20 protein-coding genes and 6 pseudogenes are annotated in these 20,068 nt (G+C 69.1%); 10 read left to right on the top strand and 16 right to left on the bottom strand.

Going from position 1 to position 20,068, the window contains the following annotated elements:
• Positions 1-202: 202 nt before the first annotated feature.
• Positions 203-373, bottom strand: a complete 171-nt coding sequence (locus ABIE67_RS37895) for a four-helix bundle copper-binding protein (RefSeq protein ID WP_370266045.1) — start codon at positions 371-373, stop codon at positions 203-205.
• Between ABIE67_RS37895 and ABIE67_RS37890 the strand changes: the two are divergent.
• Positions 342-467, top strand: a pseudogene (locus tag ABIE67_RS37890) (response regulator transcription factor); the annotation flags it as partial. The gene ABIE67_RS37895 and the pseudogene ABIE67_RS37890 overlap by 32 nt on opposite strands.
• 32 nt (positions 468-499) lie before the next feature.
• On the opposite strand, the gene ABIE67_RS37885 reads toward ABIE67_RS37890, so the two are convergent.
• From ABIE67_RS37885 to ABIE67_RS37870, 4 genes are all read right to left on the bottom strand, one after another.
• A complete protein-coding gene (locus ABIE67_RS37885) occupies positions 500-1,324 on the bottom strand; it encodes a hypothetical protein (protein WP_370266044.1) in 825 nt (274 codons plus the stop codon).
• Complete coding sequence (locus tag ABIE67_RS37880; protein ID WP_370266043.1) at positions 1,324-1,863, bottom strand: SigE family RNA polymerase sigma factor; 540 nt, start codon at positions 1,861-1,863, stop codon at positions 1,324-1,326. The genes ABIE67_RS37885 and ABIE67_RS37880 overlap by 1 nt, the downstream gene beginning before the upstream one ends.
• Before the next feature lie 197 nt (positions 1,864-2,060).
• The gene (locus ABIE67_RS37875) at positions 2,061-2,993 is read right to left on the bottom strand and encodes an IS3 family transposase (RefSeq protein ID WP_370266042.1); all 933 of its coding nucleotides are present in this window, start codon (positions 2,991-2,993) and stop codon (positions 2,061-2,063) included.
• A complete protein-coding gene (locus tag ABIE67_RS37870) occupies positions 2,990-3,262 on the bottom strand; it encodes a transposase (RefSeq protein ID WP_370266041.1) in 273 nt (90 codons plus the stop codon). Before ABIE67_RS37870 ends, ABIE67_RS37875 begins: the two co-directional genes overlap by 4 nt.
• A 694-nt stretch (positions 3,263-3,956) precedes the next feature.
• Between ABIE67_RS37870 and ABIE67_RS37865 the strand changes: the two genes are divergently transcribed.
• Genes ABIE67_RS37865 through ABIE67_RS37845 form a run of 5 tightly spaced genes read left to right on the top strand, consistent with a single transcriptional unit; the run spans position 3,957 to position 8,074 of the window.
• Positions 3,957-4,085 carry a hypothetical protein gene (locus ABIE67_RS37865; RefSeq protein ID WP_370266040.1) on the top strand — a complete coding sequence of 43 codons (129 nt, stop codon included), beginning with the start codon at positions 3,957-3,959 and terminating at the stop codon, positions 4,083-4,085.
• Positions 4,082-4,747, top strand: a complete 666-nt coding sequence (locus ABIE67_RS37860) for a ThuA domain-containing protein (protein WP_370266039.1) — start codon at positions 4,082-4,084, stop codon at positions 4,745-4,747. The genes ABIE67_RS37865 and ABIE67_RS37860 overlap by 4 nt, the downstream gene beginning before the upstream one ends.
• Positions 4,732-5,268, top strand: a complete 537-nt coding sequence (locus ABIE67_RS37855; RefSeq protein WP_370266038.1) for a Gfo/Idh/MocA family oxidoreductase — start codon at positions 4,732-4,734, stop codon at positions 5,266-5,268. The genes ABIE67_RS37860 and ABIE67_RS37855 overlap by 16 nt, the downstream gene beginning before the upstream one ends.
• A complete protein-coding gene (locus ABIE67_RS37850; protein ID WP_370266037.1) occupies positions 5,183-5,914 on the top strand; it encodes a Gfo/Idh/MocA family oxidoreductase in 732 nt (243 codons plus the stop codon). The genes ABIE67_RS37855 and ABIE67_RS37850 overlap by 86 nt, the downstream gene beginning before the upstream one ends.
• 27 nt (positions 5,915-5,941) lie before the next feature.
• A complete protein-coding gene (locus ABIE67_RS37845) occupies positions 5,942-8,074 on the top strand; it encodes an alpha-galactosidase (protein ID WP_306974417.1) in 2,133 nt (710 codons plus the stop codon).
• A 93-nt stretch (positions 8,075-8,167) separates the two neighbouring features.
• Here the strand turns inward: ABIE67_RS37845 and ABIE67_RS37840 are convergent, their stop codons facing one another.
• The gene (locus tag ABIE67_RS37840) at positions 8,168-8,593 is read right to left on the bottom strand and encodes a DUF5110 domain-containing protein (RefSeq protein WP_370266036.1); all 426 of its coding nucleotides are present in this window, start codon (positions 8,591-8,593) and stop codon (positions 8,168-8,170) included.
• A gap of 41 nt (positions 8,594-8,634) precedes the next feature.
• Positions 8,635-9,638 (bottom strand): annotated as a pseudogene (locus ABIE67_RS37835) (IS5 family transposase).
• Positions 9,639-9,768: 130 nt separating this feature from the next.
• Between ABIE67_RS37835 and ABIE67_RS37830 the strand changes: the two are divergent.
• Complete coding sequence (locus tag ABIE67_RS37830) at positions 9,769-10,953, top strand: IS701 family transposase (RefSeq protein WP_370252597.1); 1,185 nt, start codon at positions 9,769-9,771, stop codon at positions 10,951-10,953.
• A 162-nt stretch (positions 10,954-11,115) separates the two neighbouring features.
• Here the strand turns inward: ABIE67_RS37830 and ABIE67_RS37825 are convergent, their stop codons facing one another.
• The 8 genes and pseudogenes from ABIE67_RS37825 to ABIE67_RS37790 all read right to left on the bottom strand — a co-directional run.
• A complete protein-coding gene (locus ABIE67_RS37825; RefSeq protein ID WP_370269350.1) occupies positions 11,116-11,169 on the bottom strand; it encodes a hypothetical protein in 54 nt (17 codons plus the stop codon).
• Between the two features lie 131 nt (positions 11,170-11,300).
• Positions 11,301-12,056 (bottom strand): annotated as a pseudogene (locus ABIE67_RS37820) (TIM-barrel domain-containing protein); the annotation flags it as partial.
• Positions 11,947-12,495 (bottom strand): annotated as a pseudogene (locus tag ABIE67_RS37815) (hypothetical protein); the annotation flags it as partial. The pseudogenes ABIE67_RS37815 and ABIE67_RS37820, both read right to left, overlap by 110 nt.
• Before the next feature lie 265 nt (positions 12,496-12,760).
• Complete coding sequence (locus ABIE67_RS37810) at positions 12,761-13,039, bottom strand: hypothetical protein (protein WP_370269346.1); 279 nt, start codon at positions 13,037-13,039, stop codon at positions 12,761-12,763.
• Between the two features lie 201 nt (positions 13,040-13,240).
• Complete coding sequence (locus tag ABIE67_RS37805) at positions 13,241-13,852, bottom strand: hypothetical protein (RefSeq protein WP_370266035.1); 612 nt, start codon at positions 13,850-13,852, stop codon at positions 13,241-13,243.
• A 45-nt stretch (positions 13,853-13,897) separates the two neighbouring features.
• Positions 13,898-15,424 (bottom strand): alpha-N-arabinofuranosidase, encoded by a 1,527-nt coding sequence (locus tag ABIE67_RS37800; RefSeq protein ID WP_306974421.1) that lies wholly within the window; start codon positions 15,422-15,424, stop codon positions 13,898-13,900.
• A gap of 235 nt (positions 15,425-15,659) precedes the next feature.
• Complete coding sequence (locus ABIE67_RS37795; protein WP_370266034.1) at positions 15,660-16,127, bottom strand: hypothetical protein; 468 nt, start codon at positions 16,125-16,127, stop codon at positions 15,660-15,662.
• Positions 16,128-16,173: 46 nt separating this feature from the next.
• Positions 16,174-16,910, bottom strand: a pseudogene (locus ABIE67_RS37790) (glycoside hydrolase family 3 N-terminal domain-containing protein); the annotation flags it as partial.
• Between ABIE67_RS37790 and ABIE67_RS37785 the strand changes: the two are divergent.
• The 3 genes from ABIE67_RS37785 to ABIE67_RS37775 all read left to right on the top strand — a co-directional run bounded on the left by ABIE67_RS37785 (position 16,800) and on the right by ABIE67_RS37775 (position 19,323).
• Positions 16,800-17,126 carry a hypothetical protein gene (locus ABIE67_RS37785; protein ID WP_370269742.1) on the top strand — a complete coding sequence of 109 codons (327 nt, stop codon included), beginning with the start codon at positions 16,800-16,802 and terminating at the stop codon, positions 17,124-17,126. The pseudogene ABIE67_RS37790 and the gene ABIE67_RS37785 sit on opposite strands and share 111 nt — an antisense overlap.
• A gap of 65 nt (positions 17,127-17,191) precedes the next feature.
• A complete protein-coding gene (locus ABIE67_RS37780; protein WP_370266033.1) occupies positions 17,192-17,701 on the top strand; it encodes a hypothetical protein in 510 nt (169 codons plus the stop codon).
• A 71-nt stretch (positions 17,702-17,772) separates the two neighbouring features.
• Positions 17,773-19,323, top strand: coding sequence for a glycoside hydrolase 43 family protein (locus ABIE67_RS37775; protein ID WP_370266032.1), 1,551 nt, complete (start codon positions 17,773-17,775; stop codon positions 19,321-19,323).
• 241 nt (positions 19,324-19,564) lie between these two features.
• Here ABIE67_RS37775 and ABIE67_RS37770 read toward each other — a convergent pair.
• Positions 19,565-19,720 (bottom strand): annotated as a pseudogene (locus ABIE67_RS37770) (IS5/IS1182 family transposase); the annotation flags it as partial.
• Between the last annotated feature and the right edge of the window lie 348 nt (positions 19,721-20,068).

Raw genomic sequence — 20,068 nt, 5'->3', positions numbered from 1 at the left:
GCAGCATGCCGACTACACCGGCACCGACATCGGTCCAGTCCGCGCCGAAGCGCTGGGCAGATCCGTCTTCGGCTCACTGCTGGCAGAACCGGGACCCGACTGAGCACCAAGAACTGCTCTGCAGGGCCTCACCTCCACGGCGGCCGATTTCCTGGGACGAGCGTCTGGCACCGGTACAGGGGCGTGAGCCCGTCTGATGGGGTCAGCCGAGCGCCTGGAGGAGGACGTTGCACGCCTGCTCGCACGAGCGGCAGGCTTCGGCGCACAGGCGGCTGTGGCGGTCACAGAGCTTGTTGTACGCCTCGGACGTGTACTCCGCGCCGCGGTCGCTGTGGAAGATCGTCGCGGCCAAGCTCCACCTCTCGGAGTCCACGGTCCGCAACTACCTCTCCTCCGCGATCGGCAAGACAGGCACCCGCAACCGGATGGAGGCGATGCGGGAGGCGCGGCAGCAGGGGTGGTTGTGACCCCTGCCGCCGCCCTGCCCGCATCGCTCACCTCACCCCGTGGCCTCCGCCTTCTTGTAGTTCACTCCGTCCGGGCCCAGGCACACGAACCAGTCCTTCGGGGAGCCGTCCACCTCGCGGATCAGGTTCTTGAAGTCGCCGGCCCCCGCAGGGGCCCGTTCCACCCGGGTCTTCGTGCCGTCGTCCCAGGTGCAGGTGACTTCCTGGACGGTCCGGGCGACCTGGCCGATCACCAGGCGCTGCGGGGCGCCGACCCGGTCGGTGTCCAACAGCCTCGGGTACGCCTCGAGGTCCTTGCCCGCGACCACGTCGTCCTTCTTGAATGCTCTCAGGATCACCGTCGACGGCTTGCCCTCCACGGTCTGGTGCACGAAGTGCCAGCTCTCGCCCACCAGGTCCGAGGCCTTCTCCACCTTGACCGGCTTCTCCCCGTACAGGGCCATCTCGGCGAGCTGGGCGCGTGCCTTCGCCGTGGTCTTCGGCGCGGTCCAGACGGCGGCGTCGACCTTCCACTTCCTGCCGTGGTCCGTGCCCCTGGCCAGAGTCGTCACCCGCCGTTCGGGACTCTGCTTCGCCGTCCCCGCCGAGGGTCGCGCGGCCACCTGCCCCGCCCCGTGCCCGCCGCCCGTGCCTCCCGCCAGCGTCAGCGTCGTCCCCGTGGACCCCGCGATCACCGCCGCGGCCGCGGCGGCCACCGCCCAGCGGCGCATCTTGCGACGCCTCCCTCCCCGTACCACCGCCTGATAGGGGGCCGCGCCGACCTCCACCTCGTCCGCCGCGTCCGCCAGCAGGAGGGTGATGTCCGTGTGCGCCTCGTCGTACGTCATGTCGTGGTTCGTCTCCCTGTCCGCGCTCATCACTTCCGCCCTCCGTTCGTGAGTGCCTCGGCCAGTCCCGGCAGGGCGCGGAGCTTCGCGATCCCCCTCGCCGTGTTGCTCTTCACCGTGCCGACGCTGCATTCCATGGCCTCCGCCGCCTGCGCCTCGCTCAGGTCCTCCCAGTACCGCAGGACCACCGCCTCCCGCTGGCGCGCGGGCAGTGCGGCGAGCGCCGTCAGCAGCGCGCCGCGGTCGTCCGCCCGCGCGATGCGGTCGTCGGCGTCGGGCAGCTCGTGGGTGAGGCCCGAGTAGTCCTTCGGCGCCAGGAACTCCTTGAGGCGTCTGCGGTGCCTGCGGGCGTGCGCGTTGATCATCACGCGCCGTACGTACGCGTCGGGGTCGTCGGCCGCGCCGACCCTGCGCCAGGCCACATAGGCCCGTTCGAGCGTCGACTGGACCAGGTCCTCCGCGGCATGCTGCTCCCCCGTGAGCAGGAAAGCCGTGCGCAGCATCCGTGGCCAGCGGCCGACGACGAAGCTCTGGAACTCCGCGTCCCGAGCCTCTTTCCGATCCAACATGGGCACCTCCTAGATGGTTGAAGGAGTCCATGAGGATCGGATTTCGTTGCACCGCCGCGCGGAGGATTTTTTTCGAGCCTCGGGCCCGGAGATTGTGCGGCAGGCTCGCGCGGCCGTGGCCTCACGCCTGCCGCACCAGCACCTTCCGCGGCAGCCACAGCAGATCTGTCAACCCCCTGGTCCCGTAGAGACTTTGGTTATGCGGTCTGATCTTTCTGGCAGTGTCGCTCGCGCGCTTCGGCGATGATTCTTTCGAACTCCTCAGGCGGTAGGCCGCCGGCCGCGCTGTGCCTTCGTCGCGGGTTGTAGAACCCAGTGATCCATGTGGCGATCTTCAGGCGGGCCTCGGTCCGGGTCGCGAATTGTCGGCGGTGGATGTACTCGACCTTGATCAGCGAGTTGAAACTCTCCGCGGCGGCATTGTCCAGCGCGGACCCCACCCGTCCCATGGACTGCACCACGCCCAGGCGGTCACAGAGCTTGTTGTACGCCTCGGACGTGTACTCCGCGCCGCGGTCGCTGTGGAAGATCGTCCCATCCAGGCTGCCGCCACGTGTCACGGCCGCCATCTTCAACGACGCCCCGACCAGGGCCGCGTCGTGATGCTCGCCCATCGCGTAGCCGAGACAGCGCCGCGAGAACGCGTCGATGACCGTCGCCAAGTAGATCTTGCCCTCGCCGGTCTCGATCTCGGTCATGTCGCCGTACCACAGCAGATCCGGAGCGACAGCGTCGAACCGACGACGCACCAGGTCAGGGGCGGCTTTCCGCTTGCCCTGCCGGGTCAGTGACTTCCGCCGACGCGGGGGCTTGCGCCCCTGTAGGCCGAGCTCGGCCATGATCTCGGCGACGGTGTTCACCGACACCTGCCAGCCCTCCTCCCACAAATCCAGCGTGATCCTCGGCGACCCGTACGTCTCGCCCGACGCGCGGAAGAAGTACCTGATCCTTTCCTCCAGCTTCACGCGCCTGACCTCACGTTCCGTCGGCTCCGCGGAACGTCGCCGCCATTTGTAGAACCACGCCTCGCTCACCCCGAGCAGGCGACAGGACATCCGATGGGGCACGTTGTGCTCGGCTCTCTGGCGACCGATGAAGGCGACCAGCGCCTCCGGTTCGTTCTCGGTCACTTCCCCCAGAGAGCCATGGCACGCTTGAAGACATCACGCTCCATCTCAACTTCCTTGATCCGCTTGCGGTTCTCCACGCTCTCCCGGCGCAGCCGCACGAGCTCCTCGCGTTCCAGCTCGCCCAGCGTCCCGTCCCCGCCGGCCCTCCGGGCCCGCGCCACCCAGCTGCCCAGGGTGGTCTCCTTGATCCCGAGATCGGCCGCTACCTGCGCGATCGTCTTCCCCGTCTCAGTCCACGATCCGCACAGCCCCCTCACGGAACTCGGCATCGTACGACTGTCGCTTCTCCGCCATGACTCTCAACTTCCCCTGCAGTCACAGCCTCAACGCTACGAGGGGAAGGTCATTCCTCCACGGCCCACCGGCTGCCCGCGACGCGGATCAGCTCGCGGATGACCACGGTGCCGACCTCGGTGGTGCCGGTGAGAGGGTCGGCTCGGCGCGACATCGGACGCCTCCGGATGCCACGCGCGCGTGCGCGGCGGCCCGGACGACAGCGCGACGTCCGCGTCCAGCACTCCGTTCCGGAACGCCCTCAGGGGTCATACGCTCATAGTGCAAGGACCCCTATGAGGGCTTCCAGGATGGCCGTACTGGAAGCCCTCACCGACACCGATGGAGGGGCCTTACGGACACCACCCGTGGTTTCAGCACCCACCAGCCAACTCCCCCGACGACATCGCTCAAGGGGTTGACGTTATCCACAGGGCTCCTACCATTTTGATGGTCGATGTTTCGACCGTAGTTCGTAATATCGAACACGGCGGAGCGTTCCTCTTTGCGCTCCCCCACCCCCTGACGCACCGACTTCCACACCGTCAACTCCTGGAGCTCTCCCAGACCTCCTGGCGCCCCCACGGCATCCGCACTCGAGGAGACACCATGGTCACCCACGGAACGTCACGCTCGCATCCACCACGTACCCTGCGACAAAGGCGATTTGAGCTGTCAGGACGAAGAAGCGTGACAGCTCCCCTCAGCACCGTGCCCGGCCGCGATCTGGCCCACGCGCTCGCTACATGGCGCGCGCCTGCCGTTACCCAGGCTCCCGTGGACGTGGACCTGACCGATGCCCCCGGGAACGGCCTGTGACGTCTGTCAAGCAGGCCTTGGTAGTCCGCGGGGGCTGGGACGGGCACGTCCCCGTGGCCGCCACCAACCGCTACGTCACGGCACTCAAGGCGGACGGCTACGCAGTGACCGTCTCCGGCACGCTCGACAGCTACCTCGACGAGGAGCTGCTGGCCGCCACGGACCTGGTGGTGCAGTGCTGGACGATGGGCGAGATCACCGGCCCGCAGGCGGAGGGCCTGAGCCAGGCTGTCGGGGCGGGGACCGGCCTGGCCGGCTGGCACGGAGGCATCGTCGACGCGTTCCGCGCCGAGACCCGCTATCAGATGATGACGGGCGGCCAGTTCGTGCACCACGCACGGGAGTTCACGACCTTCGAGGTGCGCCCCGTCCCGGAAAAGGCCGACCATCCGGTGCTGGCAGGCGGCATCAAGCCGTTCACCGTCACCACCGAGCAGTACTACCTGCACGTGGATCCTGCGATCGAGGTGCTCGCCGTCACCGGGTACGGCCCCGATCCCGACCATCCCGAACTCCTCGGCACGCCGGTGCCGGTCACCTGGACCAGGCACTGGGGCGCGGGCCGGGTGTTCGTCACCACCCTCGGACACAGCCTCGCCGACCTGGAGGTTCCCGAGGTCGACACGATGATCCGGAAGGGCATGGCATGGGCGACCCGTTGACGGAACGCCCCATAGCCCTGCGGATCGGGCTGGTCGGCGCCGGACAGATCAGCGGCGCCTATCTGCGCACCCTCCCCGCGCTGACGCATCTGAGCGTCACGGCTGTCGCCGACCTGGACGCGGCCCGCGCCCGCGCCGTCGCGGCCACCGTCCCCGGCGCCCGCGCCACGACCGCCAAAGCTGTGCGCGGCCGACGACGTCGACCTCGTCCTCAACCTGACCGTCCCCGCCGCCCACGCCGAGGTCGCCCATGCCGCGATCGCCGCGGGCAAGCACGCGCCGAGGTCGCCCATGCCGCGATCGCCGCGGGCAAGCACGTCTACGGCGAGAAGCCCCTGGCCGCGACCACGACTGAGGCCCGATCCGTCCTCGACGCGGCCGAAGCGGCGGGGGGAACGGGTGGGCTGCGCGCCGGACACTGTCCTGGGCACGGGCGTGCAGACCGCCCGCGCGGTGCTGGACGCCGGGGAACTCGGCACACCCGTCGCCGCGACCGCCTTCATGGTGGTTCCGGTCCCTGAACTCTGGCATCCGGCAACGGAGTTCTACTACCGGCCGGGCGGCGGCCCGCTGTTCGACATGGGGCCGTACTACCTCACCGCGCTCGTCACCCTGCTCGGTCCGGTGCGCAAGGTGGTCGGCATGACCTCCGCCTCGCGGTCCGAGCGCACCGTCGGCCACGGTCCGCGCGCGGGCACCACGTTCCCGGTGGAGGTGGCCACGCACGTCACCGGCGTTCTGGAGCACGCGAGCGGGGCGCTGTCGACGCTGGTGATGTCGTTCGACGTCTGGGCAGCGGGCCTGCCGCACATCGAGATCTACGGAACGGAAGGCTCGCTGTCCGTCCCCGACCCCAACCACTTCGACGGCCCGGTGCGCCTCTTCCGGGCCGGCGCGGAGACCAAGGACTGGGAGGACGTCCCCGTGCGGGGCGGCTACCCGGGCGCCGAGCGCGGCTACGGCATCGCTGACCTGGCAGCCGCCCACGCCACCGACACCCCGCACCGCGCGGACGGCTGCCTCGCCTATCACGTCCTGGAGGCCATGGAGGCGCTGCTCGCCGCGGCCGAAGCCGGACAGCCGGTCCACATCACCAGCACCCCCGTGCGGCCCGCTGCCGTACCGGCGCACGCGGGCCGGGCGCTCGCCGCGCACACCAGCCGCTGACACCGAAGAAGCGAAGGAACACTCATCATGATCGACACCCGCGTTCTCCTCGACTGGGGCCACGACGCCCTGCGCCTGATCATCGACGCCGACCAGGACGGCCGTCCGCGACTCCGTCACCTCGGTGCCCCCGACACCGTGCCCAGGCCGGCCGGTTCGAGGGAGTCGCTGCCGCTGGTCGAGGCCGTCGTGGGCGCCCAGGACCCGGACTCGTCGAGCCGGCGCCTGGTCGACAGTGTCGGCGCACGGCTGCGCTACCTCAGCCACGACGCCCGGCGCGACGGGGACTGGCACCAGCTGACCGTCCGCCTGCACGACCCCGAGACGGACCTCGCCGCCGACGTGGTCTACCGCTCGCCCGACGGCATCCCGGTCCTGCGTGCACACGTGGAGCTGCGCAACGGGGGCAGCAACCCACTCGACCTGGAGTCGGTCACCTCCCTCGTCCTCGGCGTCCTCACCACGGACCCCGCGCAGCTGGAGACCGCGGACCTGCTGTGGGCGGAGCACGACTGGATCAACGAGCACCGCTGGCAGCGGCGCCCGTTGCGCCAGGCCGTCCCGCACATCAACGGCCGCGTCCACCAGCCCTACCGCATGGGGACCCTCACCATCGCCGGGAAGGGTTCCTGCTCCAGCGGCGGTCACCTGCCGATGGGCGCGCTGAGCGACCGCGAGACGGGGCGGACCTGGCTGTGGCAGCTGGAGACCAACGGCGGCGGCTGGCAATGGGATTGCGGGGAGAACATGGACACGGGATTCCTGTCCCTGTCCGGCCCCACCAACGTCCGGCACGGCTGGTCGCACCGTCTTGAGCCGGGGGCGAGCTCCACGACCGTCCCCGTGGCCCTCGCCCTCACCGAGACCGGCGGCATCGACGAGGCGTTCGCCGCCCTCACCCGATACCGGCGGGCGATCCGCCGCCCGCACCCCGACCACCAGCACCTTCCCGTCATCTTCAACGACTACATGAACTGCCTGATGGGCGACCCGACCACGGCCCGCCTGCTGCCGCACATCGACGCCGCCGCCGAGGCGGGCGCCGAGTATTTCGTCATCGACGCCGGCTGGTACGACGACGGGGACGGCGGCTGGTGGACCACCGTCGGCGCGTGGGAGCCCGCCCCCTCCCGCTTTCCCGGCGAGGGCGGCCTGGGGGAGGTCATGGATCGGATACGGGAGCGCGGCATGGTGCCGGGACTGTGGCTGGAACCCGAAGTGGTGGGCGTGCACAGCCCGATCGCCACCGCCCTGCCTGACGAGGCGTTCTTCCGCCGCCACGGCGCCCGCGTCAACGCCAACGGCCGCTACCACCTCGACCTGCGCCACCCCGCCGCCCGCGCCCACCTGGACGAGGTGGTGGACCGGCTCGTCGACGGCCTGGGCATCGGCTACTTCAAGCTCGACTACAACGTGGACGCGGGTTCCGGCACCAGCAGTCACCCCGGTGAGTCCCCGGCGGACGGCCTGCTCGGCCACAACCGCGCCTTCCTCGACTGGCTGGACGGCGTGTTGGACCGCCACCCGGGCCTCGTCCTGGAGAGCTGCGCCTCCGGCGGCAAGCGCTCCGACTACGCCCTTCTCTCGCGCGTCCAGCTGCACTCCACCAGCGACCAGCAGAACCTGGAGTTGTACGCCCCGATCGCGGCGGCCGCACCCACCGCGGTCACGCCGGAACAAGGGGCGGTGTGGGCCTACCCGCTGCCCGACGACTCCCTCGACGAGGTCGCCTTCACCATGGCCAGCGCCCTCCTCGGCCGCATCCACCTCTCCGGCCTCCTCCCCGAACTCGCCCCCGACGCCCTCGCCCTGGCGCACGAGGCGGTCGCCGTCCACAAGACGATCCGCGGCGACCTGGCAACCGCCGTCCCCGCCTGGCCGCTGGGCCTACCCGGCTGGTACGACCCGTGGATCGCCCTGGCCCTGCACACCCCCGACACCACGTACGTCACCGTGTGGCGCCGTCCCGGTGACGACTCCGCCGAGTCGGCCGTTCTCCCGTTCCCGACCCTTCGCGGCGCCCGGGTCGGCGTCGTCGTGCTGTACCCCTCCACCACCAAGGCGCAAGCCACGTGGGACCCGAAGGCCGCGACGCTCGACGTCTCCCTCCCGTCGGCCCCTTCGGCGGTGCTGCTCCGTCTCTCCACCCGCCCGGAGTGAACCGACAGAACAAATAGCGACGGCTCCGCACCGGGGAAGTGCGGAGCCATTCATTCTCGGTACGGACAGGGGGACGCGGGACAGCGCCCCCGGTCAGGACCGCCGCGACGACGATCGCGACGGTCGCAAGGGAATCCGCAGCTCCTGGCGCTGCTGCTCGGCAGTGAGCCACAACGCCGATGCTTCGGCCCAGCCCCGGCCGGGCTCGACCAGCCGGGCGCGTACCACGCGACGGACCGGGCGCCCGGGGTAGTCGCGCACCGGGCGGCCGACGGTCAGGGTGCCGTTCGCCTCGTCCCAGCGCAGCTCGGTGCGGGCGCCGGCGCCCTGCTCGTAGCCCCAGCCGTCGCCTTCGTCCTCGTACAGCACGAACGAGCCGTCCGCGCCCGGGAAGACGAGGTCGAAGGCCAGCGGACGGAACATCGTGCTGTCCTCGGAGTGCACCTGCCAGGCGAGGGAATAGAGGTAGGGGACCAGAGCCTTGCGCAGGCGGATGAACCGGACCAGCGTCTCGTACACAGGGTCACCCGGCTCGCCGTAGGGCGCGTATCGAGTCGTGATCAGCTGGTGGGCCGGGTGAGGTAGTTGATCCAGATCATCGAGGCTCGTAGGTGGAGGCCGGCGAGGTAGCTGTCTGGGGTCTTGTCGTATCGGGTGGCGATGCCTCGCCAGGCCTTGAGCTTGTTGATCAGACGCTCGACGGTGTTCCTCTCCTTGTAAAGGGCGGCGTCGTGGCTGACGGGTCGACCGCCTGCGGAGCCCTTCTTCTTCCGGTTTGCGGCCTGGTCTTTCTTCTCCGGAATCACTGCCTTGATGCCGCGCCTGCGCAGGTGGGCCCGGTTCCCGCGGGAGGAGTAGGCCTTATCGGCGGCGACCGCTTCCGGCCGGGTGCGGGGGCGGCCGACGGGCCCGCGGACCCGTAACTGCTTGAGCACGGGGATGAACTGCGGGCTGTCCGCGGCCTGGCCCGCTGTCAGCACGAACGCCAGCGGGCGGCACTTGCGGTCGGCGGCGAGGTGGACCTTGCTGGTCTGCCCGCCCCTGGAGCGTCCCAGGAGGGCGGCCTTCAGCCGGAGTTTTCGCCGACGCCGGACGCGTCGTCGTTCCTCCCGCCCGGGATCGTTTTCAGTGTCCTGTCCGTCTTGTTCTTCGAGGCTGCCCCTTTTGACCTGGCCTTCTCCGCCTCGGTAGCAGCCTTCTCCAGGGCGGTGAGGACGTCCTGGCCCAGGTGCATCCCGGCTGCGTCGTGGTGAGCGCGCGCGGTGGTGGAGTCGATGCTGACCAGGGACAGATCGATCTCACCCCGCTTCGCGGCTTCCGCGATCAGGCCCTCCAGCAGCGCCTCGAAGACGCCGGCGTCACGCCATTGCCGGAAGCGGTTGTGGACGGTTGACCAGGCACCGAACTCCTGCGGCATCTCCCGCCACTGCCCGCCGGTCCTGAACCGCCAGATCACCCCCTCGAACTGCTGCCGCAGCCGCTCGGGGTACGGACCGTACTCGCCGATCGGCAGGTACGGCTCGACGAACTCCCATTCCTCATCCGTCAGTTGCACTCGCGTCACACAAGAAGGTCTACCGATCCAGACTCCGTTACGAAGGCGAATCCCCCAGATTGATCACGACCCGATACGCGCCCTAGTACTGCAACGGTCTTTGCCGTGACTGCTGGCCAGTTCAGTCGTTGGTGTTGTTATGGGTGGGGACCTTGCTGGTGTCAGGTTGTGGGCGGGGGAACTGGGTGCTCTGCATGAGCGGTTCGTGCACCGGTTCAACCGGGAGGAGCCGCGTCAGTCGGCGCTGGCTTACATGCGTGGGCTGGTTGCGCCGCTGGAGCGGAAGAACGGCTGGACGCTGGCGGAGGAGGCCGGGCATACGGGTCCCGATCGCATCCACCGGCTGCTGAACCGGATCGAGTGGGACGCCGACGAGGTCCTGGACGACGTACGCGACTACGTCGTGGAACACCTCGCAGACCGCGAGGCCGTCCTGATCGTCGATGACACCGGCTTTCTGAAGAAGGGCGTCCGTTCGGCCGGGGTGCAAAGGCAGTACTCCGGAACGGCCGGCCGCACCGAGAACTGCCAGATCGGTGTGTTCCTCGCCTACGCCACCGGCCGTGGACGCACTCTGATCGACCGCCGTCTGTATCTGCCCACCTCCTGGACGGATGACCGGGAACGGTGCCGGCGGGCGGGCATCGACGACAGTGTCGCCTTCGAGACGAAGGTGGCCATGGCCAAGGCGATGGTCCGCCGGGCCATCGCCGACCGTATCCCGTTCGGCTGGGTGACGGCGGACGCCGCCTACGGCTTCAGCAAGGGCTGGCGGTTCGAGCTGGAACAGGCGGATGTCTTCCACGTCATGGCCACCACCCGGCACGACACCGTCGTCACCCGCTGGTCCATCGACCACCCCGTCCACGACCTGTTTCCCGGCCTGCCGCGGCAGAAATGGAAACGCCGTTCCTGCGGTGAAGGAGCCCACGGCCGGCGGATCTTCGACTGGGCCCGCGTCGAGGTGCGGCCCTGGCACCGCGAGGACCGCCGGCACTGGGTCCTCGCCCGCCGCAGCGTGAGCAGGCCCGAGGAGATCTCCTACTACATCGCCTACTGTCCCGCCGACACGACGCTGGACGAGCTGATCCGCATCGCGGGCAGCCGATGGGCAGTCGAGGAATGCTTCCAGACCGCGAAGCAGGAGTGCGGCCTGGACGACTACCAGGTCCGCCGCTACCCGGGCTGGCACCGCCACATGACCCTGGCCATGGCCGCCCACGCCTGTCTGACTGTCCTGCGGGCCCGCCAGCTCGACACGGACAAAGCAGAAACGGATCCTCCCAGCTCATCCACCTCAGCCTCGCCGAGATCCGACGCCTGATCACCCGCCTCACCAACCGCCGCCCCACCCCGGCCGACCACATCCTGCACTGGTCAACCTGGCGCCGACGACGCCAGCACCAAGCCCGCATCAGCCACTACAAACGACGCGGACACAGCCCCTGAAAACTGCCCAGCAATCAGAACAAGCACCGTTGCAGTACTAGTGCCAGATCTCGCGCGGCGTGCCGGTGCCGTGCGTGCGCAGCATCGGCAGGAAGGTGGCGTACTGGAACCAGCGCAGGAACAGTTCGCGGTAGCCCAGGTCTTGTCTCCCGCGTCGAAGTCGCCGCGCAGGAACGACGCCCCGTCCAAGCCGGGGCAGACCTTGCCGGGGAAGAAGGCTCCGACGTCGGTGGTCCAGTACGGCAGGCCGGAGGCGGCGAAGCTCAGCCCCTCGGCGACCTGCCGGCGCAGTGACTCCCAGGTCGCGACGATGTCACCGGACCAACTGTACGTGCCGTAGCGCTGCCGGCCGGGATAGGCGGACCGGGTCAGGTTGAGCACCCGCTTCGGGCTGCCGGTGGCCCGCTGCCCCTCCCAAATTCCGCGGCTGTGAAGGAGGGAGTAGGCGTTCCTGCGGTCCGGACCCAGGTAACGCTCCACCTCGGTGGTGTTGATGCGCATCCGCTCCTCGGGGGACGGCTCCCTCGCACCGTTCCAGTTGGCCTCGAAGGGTTCCGAGCAGTCGGTCCACCAGGCATCGACCCCTTTGGCGAACAGAGCCGTCTCGGCCTGCTTCCAGTACAGGGCGCGGGCCTTCGGGTCGAAGGCGTCGTACGTGGTTCCGTTCGCCAGCATCGCGTCGGCCGCGGCGAGTTCGAGCTGGTCGGTGCCGTCGCCGTGAACGTGCGGCCAGATGGAGACCATCAGTTTGGTGCCCATGTCGTGCATACGGCGGCACAGGTCCTCGGCGTCGGGGAAGCGCGCGGGGTCGAGGGACTTCTGTCCCCACAGGCCGTCCGGCCAGGACATCCAGTCCAGCACGATCCCCTCAAGGGGCAGCCCCAGTTCGACGTAGCGCCGGGCGACCGCAAGCAGTTCCTCCTGGTCGTGGTAACGCTCCGTGGACTGGATGAAGCCGAAGGCCCAGCGTGGCGGCATCGACGCGGCCCCGGTCAGCCGCCGGTAGCGGGCGGACCACGTCATGGAGTCCGGGTCCCGCCAGCACTAAGTAGTCCAGTTCCGGTACGCATTCGGCTTGGAGCCGGCAGCCCGCCGCGTCATCCTGGAAGATCATCGCGCTGTATCCGTGCCACAACAGACCCCAGCCGCGGGTGGATGCCAGAAAGGGGACACTGACCTTGAGGTTGTGCTGGTATAGGTACTGCGTCGTGCCCCGCCGGTCCAGCCGGCCCTCCTCGTGCTGGCCGAGGCCGTACAGCGCTTCGCCATCGGTGAGCCGCAGTCCGAGGCGGGCACGGTAGCCGGGAGCGGAGTCGGTCGCGCCGGCCGGCGTGCGGCGCTCCAGCTGGACCGCGTCCGCCTCCAGCTCGCTGAAGAGTGGTTCCCCGGACGGGCCGCGGTAGCTGAGCCGTCCGGTGGCGAGGTCGACACGAGGGTCAACGAGCCATCGGACATGACCAGTTCATCGTCCTTCTCGATGAGCGTGAAGGTTCCGGGTCGTCGTCGCTCGCGCAGCGGATCGAGCATCGGGCCATCGGCCAGGACGGGGCCGCCGTCGGACTCGGGGCGGGCCGCGACCCGCAGGATGCCGGGCCCCTCCCAGACCGCCCGCATGGACAGTCCGCGGCAGGTCAGCCGCACTCCGTCCGCCGACTGCTCCCACCGCACACGGCGACTGCCGGTCACCGTTCCGCTCGCACGTCGACGATCTGCTCGAAGAAGAACTCGTGCTTGAGGAAGGAGACGTCGTACTCGCCCCCCGGACAGGGCGGGATCAGTTGGGCGGCCTGGATCAACCGCCAGCCGTCGCGAAGGGCCTCCACGCCCGACTCGTACGGCGGCTCGTCGCTGTCTCCCGTGGTCGCGGAGGTGCGGCCGGTCCCGTCGTAGCGTGCCCAGCCGACGACCGGGGAGTCCAGGGCCGAGGTGGACAGGTACAGCACCAGCACCCGCTGCCGCAGCACCGGGGCGCTGCCCGCCTGCGCGGCGGGTAGCCCGACAGGTTGTGCTGCTGTCTGAGGCCGGGCAGCGGACCGATGGTGTCCACCATCGGTACATGTTCGCCAGGCAGCCCCGTGCGCCACACAACCGCCGGGAAAGCGAGCGAATTTGGGCTTCAGATCAGCGATAGCCTCGGCCAGGTCGGCGCGCAGTCCGCCCGGTCAGCCCCAGAACGTCGCCTGGGGGAAGAGGGAGACCAGGTCCGCTTGGCCGGTGCCGACACCGGTCGACGTGGGAGTGAACCGGGCTTCCGGGTCCGTAACGGCGCAGGTCAGCACGCTCGCATGCCGCTCCCAGGATCCATCGACCGGACGCAACCCCCCCTCTGCGTATGCCCGTTCGCCGTCACGGCTCTCGATCACCGCCACCAGCCGGACCGCCGTGCCGTCTGACGAGCCTGGCGTAGACACTGACGTCGTACTGTGCACCTTCCTGGACGGGGATGCCGTCGAAGCCCTCGTTGCGCAGCCCGGCGCCGAGGCGGCCGTGCCGGTGGCCGTGGTGTGCAGGACGGCGTGCTGCGGGTTGGCCGGGTGCAACGGAGCCTCAGCCGACACGGCGACCGCCCCGGCGGCGCCCTCCCGCTCCAGCACCTCCCACGCGGTCAGGGCATGCCAATCAAGCCGGTCGGCGCGGCTGTACGCGAAGGAACGGTTCTGGATCAGCTCGGCGTACAGGCCGCCGTCCGCCGCATGGCTGAGGTCCTCGAAGAACGCCCCGAAGAGATCGGGCGAGATGGCGGTGCCGGACGCCACGGTGTCGCCGTGGATCACCGTCCCCACAGCGATGTCGGGCGTCCGGCTCGTTATGTCGGCTCCTCAGTGCGTGCGGGCCACGGGGGCCTGGACGGTGATGAACGAGTGGGGAGGCAGCGTCAGAACGAGCCCCTGACCTGTTGGCTTCACGCCGTCGAACGGGCGCGGAACCACCGCCTCGGGTGAGTCCGGGGAGTTGTGGACCTGGAGTCTGTCCGCGGTCAGCAGACGAGCGGTCGGCTCGCCGACCGCTCCCCCGCGCAGGTCGAGTGTCACCTCGACCGGTTCCTCGGCGTCGAGGTTGGACACTGAGATCAGCACCGTGCCGTCCTTGATGCTGGCCGAGGCGGACAGCGTGTCGAGCTCGGCGTCCCCCACCCGGCGCCGGGCATCCTCGGTGCGCAGGTGCACGGCGAGTGAGGTGGCGTCCTGGTGGCCCTTGTTCATCTCGAAGACGTGGTAGGTCGGGGTGAGGACCAGCGCGTCGCCGTCGGTGAGGAGCATGGCCTGCAGGACGTTGACGGTCTGCGCGATGTTCGCCATGTACAGACGTGCGGCGTGCTTGTGGAAGATGTCGAAGTGGGTGCTGGCCACGAGCGCGTCGCGCAGCGTGTTCTGCTGGAACAGGAAGCCCGGATTGGTGCCCGGCTCGACGTCCCACCAGGTGCCCCACTCGTCCAGGACCAGGCCGACCCTGCGGCCCGGGTCGTAGATGTCCATGACGGTGGAGTGGCCGGTGAGGATACGGTCGATCCGCTGGGCCGAGGCCATGGTGCGGTAGTAGTCGTCGGTGTCGAAGTCGGTGGCGCTGCCCTTCGCCTCCCAAGTGCCGGACATCGTGTAGTGGTGGACGGATATGCCCTGGAAGAAAGTGCGCGGGGTGGCCTCGCAGCCGAAGCAGTTGATCTGCTCCATAAGGGTGCGGGTCCACTTGTAGTCGTCGCCGGTCGCGCCCGAGGCGATGCGGTACAGCTTGTTGTCGCCGTGGTCGCGGCAGTACGTGGCGTACTGCCGGGCCAGATCTGCGGAGTACTCGGCGCGCATGTTGCCGCCACAGCCCCACGTCTCGTTGCCGATGCCCCAGAACTTCACCCGCCAGGGCTCGTCGCGGCCGTTGGCCCTGCGCAGCCTGGCCATGGGGCTGTCGCCGTCGCGGGTCAGATACTCGACCCACTCGCTCATCTCCTGCACGGTGCCGGAGCCGACGTTGCCGCTGATGTAGGGCTCGGTGCCCAGGAGTTCGCACAACGCCATGAACTCGTGGGTGCCGAAGTGGTTGCTCTCCTCGACGTCGCCCCAGTGGGTGTTGACCATCCGGGGGCGCTGGTCACGGGGGCCGATGCCGTCCTTCCAGTGGTACTCGTCGGCGAAACAACCACCCGGCCAGCGGAGGTTGGGGATGTTCAGGGCACGCAGCGCCTGGACGACGTCAAGGCGGATGCCGCCCTCGTTCGGGATCGTCGAGTCCTCCCCGACCCAGAAGCCGCCGTAGACGCAGCGGCCGAGGTGCTCGGCAAAGTGACCGTAGAGATGTCGGCTGATCGTCGGACCCTCGATGTCGAGGTCGACGATGGCGGTAACGGTGGACATGGGGGCTCCAAGGAGCTCGGGAGAATTCTGTATCGGTAAGAGAGTTGAGGGGTACCTGGAGGGGAGGCCGTCAAGAGACCGGGGTGAAGGGTGGCTGCGCACCTCCCCGTACGGAGCCTTCGAGACAGCTGTCGAGGAACTGGTGGACGCGACCGACCCGCTCGTTGCCGGTGTCAAAGGTGTGTGGTCGGCCCCGGCGTCGCCTGAGGAAGACGCCGGGGCCGGGCGCCGGCGGTTACAGAGCCGCCGCCTCCTCGGTGGTGAGGAAGCGGAGGTTGTGAACGTGCTCGTTGGCGAACATGGGCACGCCGTCCGAGGCCAAGTACCAGGCCGGCTTGCCCCCGCTGTCGCGGATGACCCGCCCGTTGACGACGAGGTTCTCGAACGTGACATCCTTGATGAGGTGGTCCCCTTCGAGGCCCAGGAGCAGCGACGTACCGGCGTGAGTGCCGGTGTAGGTGAGGTCCTTGATGTAGACGTTCTCGATGCCGCGGCCGGGTGCGGTGTTCCACTTCGGCATGTAGGTGATCCGCATCTGGACGAGCTGGCCCCAGCGGATGTCCTCGACGCGCATGTTGTCGCACCTGACGTCGCGGATGAGGTTGCCGTCGCCGGGGTTGAGGGCGATGCAGCCCTGGGCGCTCACCTGCGGCTCACGGTGGTCGAGGATGTCGATGTTCTCGAAGCGCAGGTTCTCCAGCACCTCGAAGTTGTCGGGATCGGGGTTGCCGTGGATGCCTATGTTGCTCGGGGGGCCACGTCTGCCCAGAGGCTGCAGTTTCCTGGTCCGTGCAGGTCCGAAGGTGTTCCCGCAGGTACGGCGAGACATGGTTCGGCCGCCCGTTGACGAGGTTGTACGCGGGCATCACCCCGGCCACGGCTGCGGCCTCGACGGGGCGGCGGAAGGCGCGCATGTCGTACTCGTGGAGGACCCTCGGCCGTACCGAGGAGGACGAAGTCGACCTGTCCGTCTCGTTGTTGTGGGCCATCCAGTGCTTGAGGACGGGGGCCGTCATCCAGTACGCCGGGTCGTCGCCGCGTAGGCCGCGGGTGTACGCCGTGGCGATCGCCGCCGTCAGGTGCGGGTCCTCGGCGTAGCCCTCCTCGTTCCTGCCCCACAGCGGGTGCCGCAGCAGACTGATCGTCGGCGCCCACACGTTGAGCCCCACCCGGTCGTCGCGTGCGCGCATCGCCCGCGTCTCCTGGGCGACGGCGTCGCCGACCCGGCGGACGAGGCCGTCGTTCCAGGTCGCGCCGAGGCCGACCGCCTGCCGGGAAGACCGTCGCCGGGCCCCATCCAGGCCACACCGTGCAGTGCCTCCTGCCCGGTGCGGAAGGCGGCGAGACCGAGACGGTCCACCGCGGGGGTGAACTGGTGCAGGAATGCGATGCGTTCGTCGAGTGTGAGGCGGGAGAGGAGGTCGTCGACGCGCTGGTCCAGGGCGGCGGTGGGGTCGCGGAAGAGGGGCGGCGAGCTTTCGGTCACGTACTCAGATCCCTTGAGGAGGAGAAGCAGGATGCGAAGCAGGAAGAAGACCTGGAGGCCGAGCTGGAGGTGGTGCGGGAGCAGATGAGTCGAGGTTCGAAGCGCTTCGATGTTCCGTCACCCCGACCCAGGCGTCAAGGCGTTCACCCAAGCTCACGCAGACCCGCAGAAGACCCCGTCGACCTCCCACTCTCCAATGGTCTCAGGGAAAGTTGACGCGAGCCTTGTGGCCCCACAGGTGGTCCCTTAACCTCACTGCAATATCGAAGCGCTTCGAAGACTTGTACTCCTGCCCGCTCTGCTCGTTCCGCAGTGTCCCGCCACGCATCACCACCCGCGAACGCGCCGGCTACCTCACCCTGCACGCCCTCGGCCGGAGCCTCGACGCTCCCGATGTCACCTTCCTCGGCCGCCGCCAGGCGCACCTCTCCTGCCGGACCAGGGCCGAACTCGACGTCTACGGCGGAAGCGGCGGCCCCGCCGTCCGCCTCGACGAAGTACGCGTCATCGCCCGTATCGGCCCGCTGCGCAGCGTCGTCGCCCGGTCCGACAAGGCGCCGGGCCCGTCGTCCTCGGCCTCGACATCACCGCCCGCACCGCCCTCAACGACGCCCGCACCGGACCCGACGTCGTACGCTTCGGGACCTGCCAGGAGGACGGCACCTTCACCGAACTCGCCGCCCTGGACGGCCGCTACCTCACCACCGAGGTCGCCGGCGGATTCACCGGCCGCGTCATCGGCCCCTACGCCACCGACGGTCGCGTTCACCTACGAGCCGCTCACCCCCTGACCCCTCTCGCCCCCTGACCCCTCTCGCCCCTTCGGCTCTCGGTCGCCCACACGTGAGAAAGCTGATCGCGGATGTCCCGGCTCCAACACCCCCACAGCCGCCGGAAAGACACGACGGCCCAGCGGGAGCAGTTCACCAACCCGGTGATCTGGCAGGACTTCGCCGACCTGGAGGTCATCCGCGTCGGCGACACGTATTACTACACCGGCTCGACCATGCACTACTCGCCGGGCGCGCCCGTCCTGCGCTCCTACGACCTGGTCAACTGGGAGTTCATCGGCCACTCGGTGCCGGTCCTCGACTTCGGCGACGCGTACGACCTCAACGGCGGACGGGCGTACGTCCAGGGCATCTATGCGTCCTCGATGCGCCACCGCCCCAGCGACGAGACCTTCTACTGGCTGGGCCAGATCGGCTGGCAGCGGTCGTACGTATACAGCGCCACCGACGCGGCGGGCCCCTGGGCCCGGCACGCCGAGATCGGCAGCATTTACTACGACGCGGGGCTGCTCTTCGACGACGACGGCACCCCGTACGTGGCGTACGGCGCCAACGAGATCCACGTCGCGCAGCTCTCCCCGGACATGCGCACCGAGGTCAGGTCCGAGCACGTGCTCACCAAGCCCGACGACATGCACCTGATGGAGGGCTCCCGCTTCTACAAGATCAACGGGAACTACTACATCTTCGTCACCCGCCCGGCCAACGGCCAGTACATCTGGAAGTCCACCTCAGGCCCCTTCGGCCCGTACGAGATGCGGGAGGTGCTGTTGGACCTGCCCGGCCCGATCCCCGGCGGCGGTGTGCCGCACCAGGGCTCGCTGGTCGACACCCCGAACGGCGACTGGTACTACATGGGCTTCATCGACGCCTATCCCGGCGGCCGCGTCCCCGCCCTGGCCCCGGTCACCTGGAACGCCGAGGGCTGGCCCGAGCTCCAGACCGTGGCCGGCGCGTGGGGCGAGACATACCCCTGCCCGGTCACCCCGCACCCGCTCCCGCCGATGACCGGCGCCGACACCTTCGAGGGGACGGCGCCGGCGCCGTACTGGGAGTGGAACCACAACCCCGACACCGCCGCGTTCACCGTCGACAACGGGCTCACCCTCAGGACCGCCACCGTCACCGACGACCTCTACAACGCCCGTAACACCCTCACCCGCCGCATCCAGGGCCCCGCCTCCACCGCGACCGTCGTGCTCGACTGCTCCGGGATGGCGGACGGCGACCGGGCCGGGCTGGCGATGCTGCGGGACTCCTCCGCCTGGATCGGCGTCACGCGGCAGGACGGCGTCAGCAGGCTGGTGATGTTCGACGGCCTGACCATGGACGCCGACTGGAACACCACCGGCACCGGCACCGAGCAGGCCGGCGCCGACCTCCCCGCGTCCGGCAGCCGCGTCTGGCTGCGCGCCGCCGCCGACATCAGCCCGGGGCCGGGCCGCCAGGCGACGTTCTCCTACAGCACCGACGGCACCACCTTCACCCCGCTCGGCCCGGCCTTCACCATGAACGAGAGGCCTCATTTCTTCATGGGCTACCGCTTCGCCGTCTTCAACCACGCCACCCAGGCCCTCGGCGGCGAAGTGCTGGTGGAACGCTTCGAGTTGAGCACGCCCTGACCATCCGATACAGTCCGGCCCTCAGTCGAACAGCGCGGTGCGCACGATGCGTTGCACGGCCATCGCGTCGTGCCGGAACTGCGCCGCGCGGGCCGTTGGCAACTGCAGACGGGCAGACACGAATGGGCTCTTCTGCACTGAGCGCTGTGCATCGTGAAGTTGCTGGTCACGGGTCTGGTGTGTGCGGGGTTCGGGATGCTCGTGCTGGTCGTGGGTGGATGACTTCGGTGAAGATCGTCGGTCACCGGGAAACGTCGCGGTTTGTGAGGACGAGCAGGGACCCCACCAAGGCGGTCGCCCACGTCGGGTCGGTGCGGACCTTGCCGAACACGCGCCAGTTCTCGAGGTGGGCGAAGCCGTGCTCCACCGGTGCCCGGACCGCTGCCAGCGCGGTGTTCCTGAGTGCCACCGGCCCCGCCGCGAGCGCGGGTCGGGCACCGAGCCGAACCAGAGACTCAGGTGAGCGACCTGGTCGGGGTCCGTAATGATCACCAAGCCCGGGCCCGCACCGCTACCTGCCCCTCACACCGAAGACCCGTACAACCACGGGACTTGAAGCCGCCTGGTTTCAGCCTGCGAACGTTTCTGCCCGCGGATTTTGCGAGATGTATTGACGTCATTCATGGGATGTCTAGCATTCTCTCGATCGGTACTTCGACCCCTGTTCGGTATACCGGACAGTCGGGGTCGTACCACACCAGCATCCGGACAGCCTCTGACGGGGCAAACCGGAGTCGCTTGTTCA

Source organism: Streptomyces sp. V4I8 (assembly GCF_041261225.1).
Taxonomy (GTDB): Bacteria; Actinomycetota; Actinomycetes; order Streptomycetales; family Streptomycetaceae; genus Streptomyces.
The sequence above is the reverse complement of the archived record's forward strand: the minus strand, read 5'-3'. Positions and strand labels throughout refer to the sequence as shown.

Coding starts and splice junctions, on each gene's coding strand:
- ABIE67_RS37775 (WP_370266032.1), top strand. CDS start 17,773: ATGTCCCGGCTCCAACACCCCCACAGCCGCCGGAAAGACACGACGGCC.
- ABIE67_RS37880 (WP_370266043.1), bottom strand. CDS start 1,863: ATGTTGGATCGGAAAGAGGCTCGGGACGCGGAGTTCCAGAGCTTCGTC.
- ABIE67_RS37800 (WP_306974421.1), bottom strand. CDS start 15,424: ATGTCCACCGTTACCGCCATCGTCGACCTCGACATCGAGGGTCCGACG.
- ABIE67_RS37855 (WP_370266038.1), top strand. CDS start 4,732: ATGGGCGACCCGTTGACGGAACGCCCCATAGCCCTGCGGATCGGGCTG.
- ABIE67_RS37845 (WP_306974417.1), top strand. CDS start 5,942: ATGATCGACACCCGCGTTCTCCTCGACTGGGGCCACGACGCCCTGCGC.
- ABIE67_RS37830 (WP_370252597.1), top strand. CDS start 9,769: ATGGGTGGGGACCTTGCTGGTGTCAGGTTGTGGGCGGGGGAACTGGGT.
- ABIE67_RS37885 (WP_370266044.1), bottom strand. CDS start 1,324: ATGAGCGCGGACAGGGAGACGAACCACGACATGACGTACGACGAGGCG.
- ABIE67_RS37870 (WP_370266041.1), bottom strand. CDS start 3,262: ATGCCGAGTTCCGTGAGGGGGCTGTGCGGATCGTGGACTGAGACGGGG.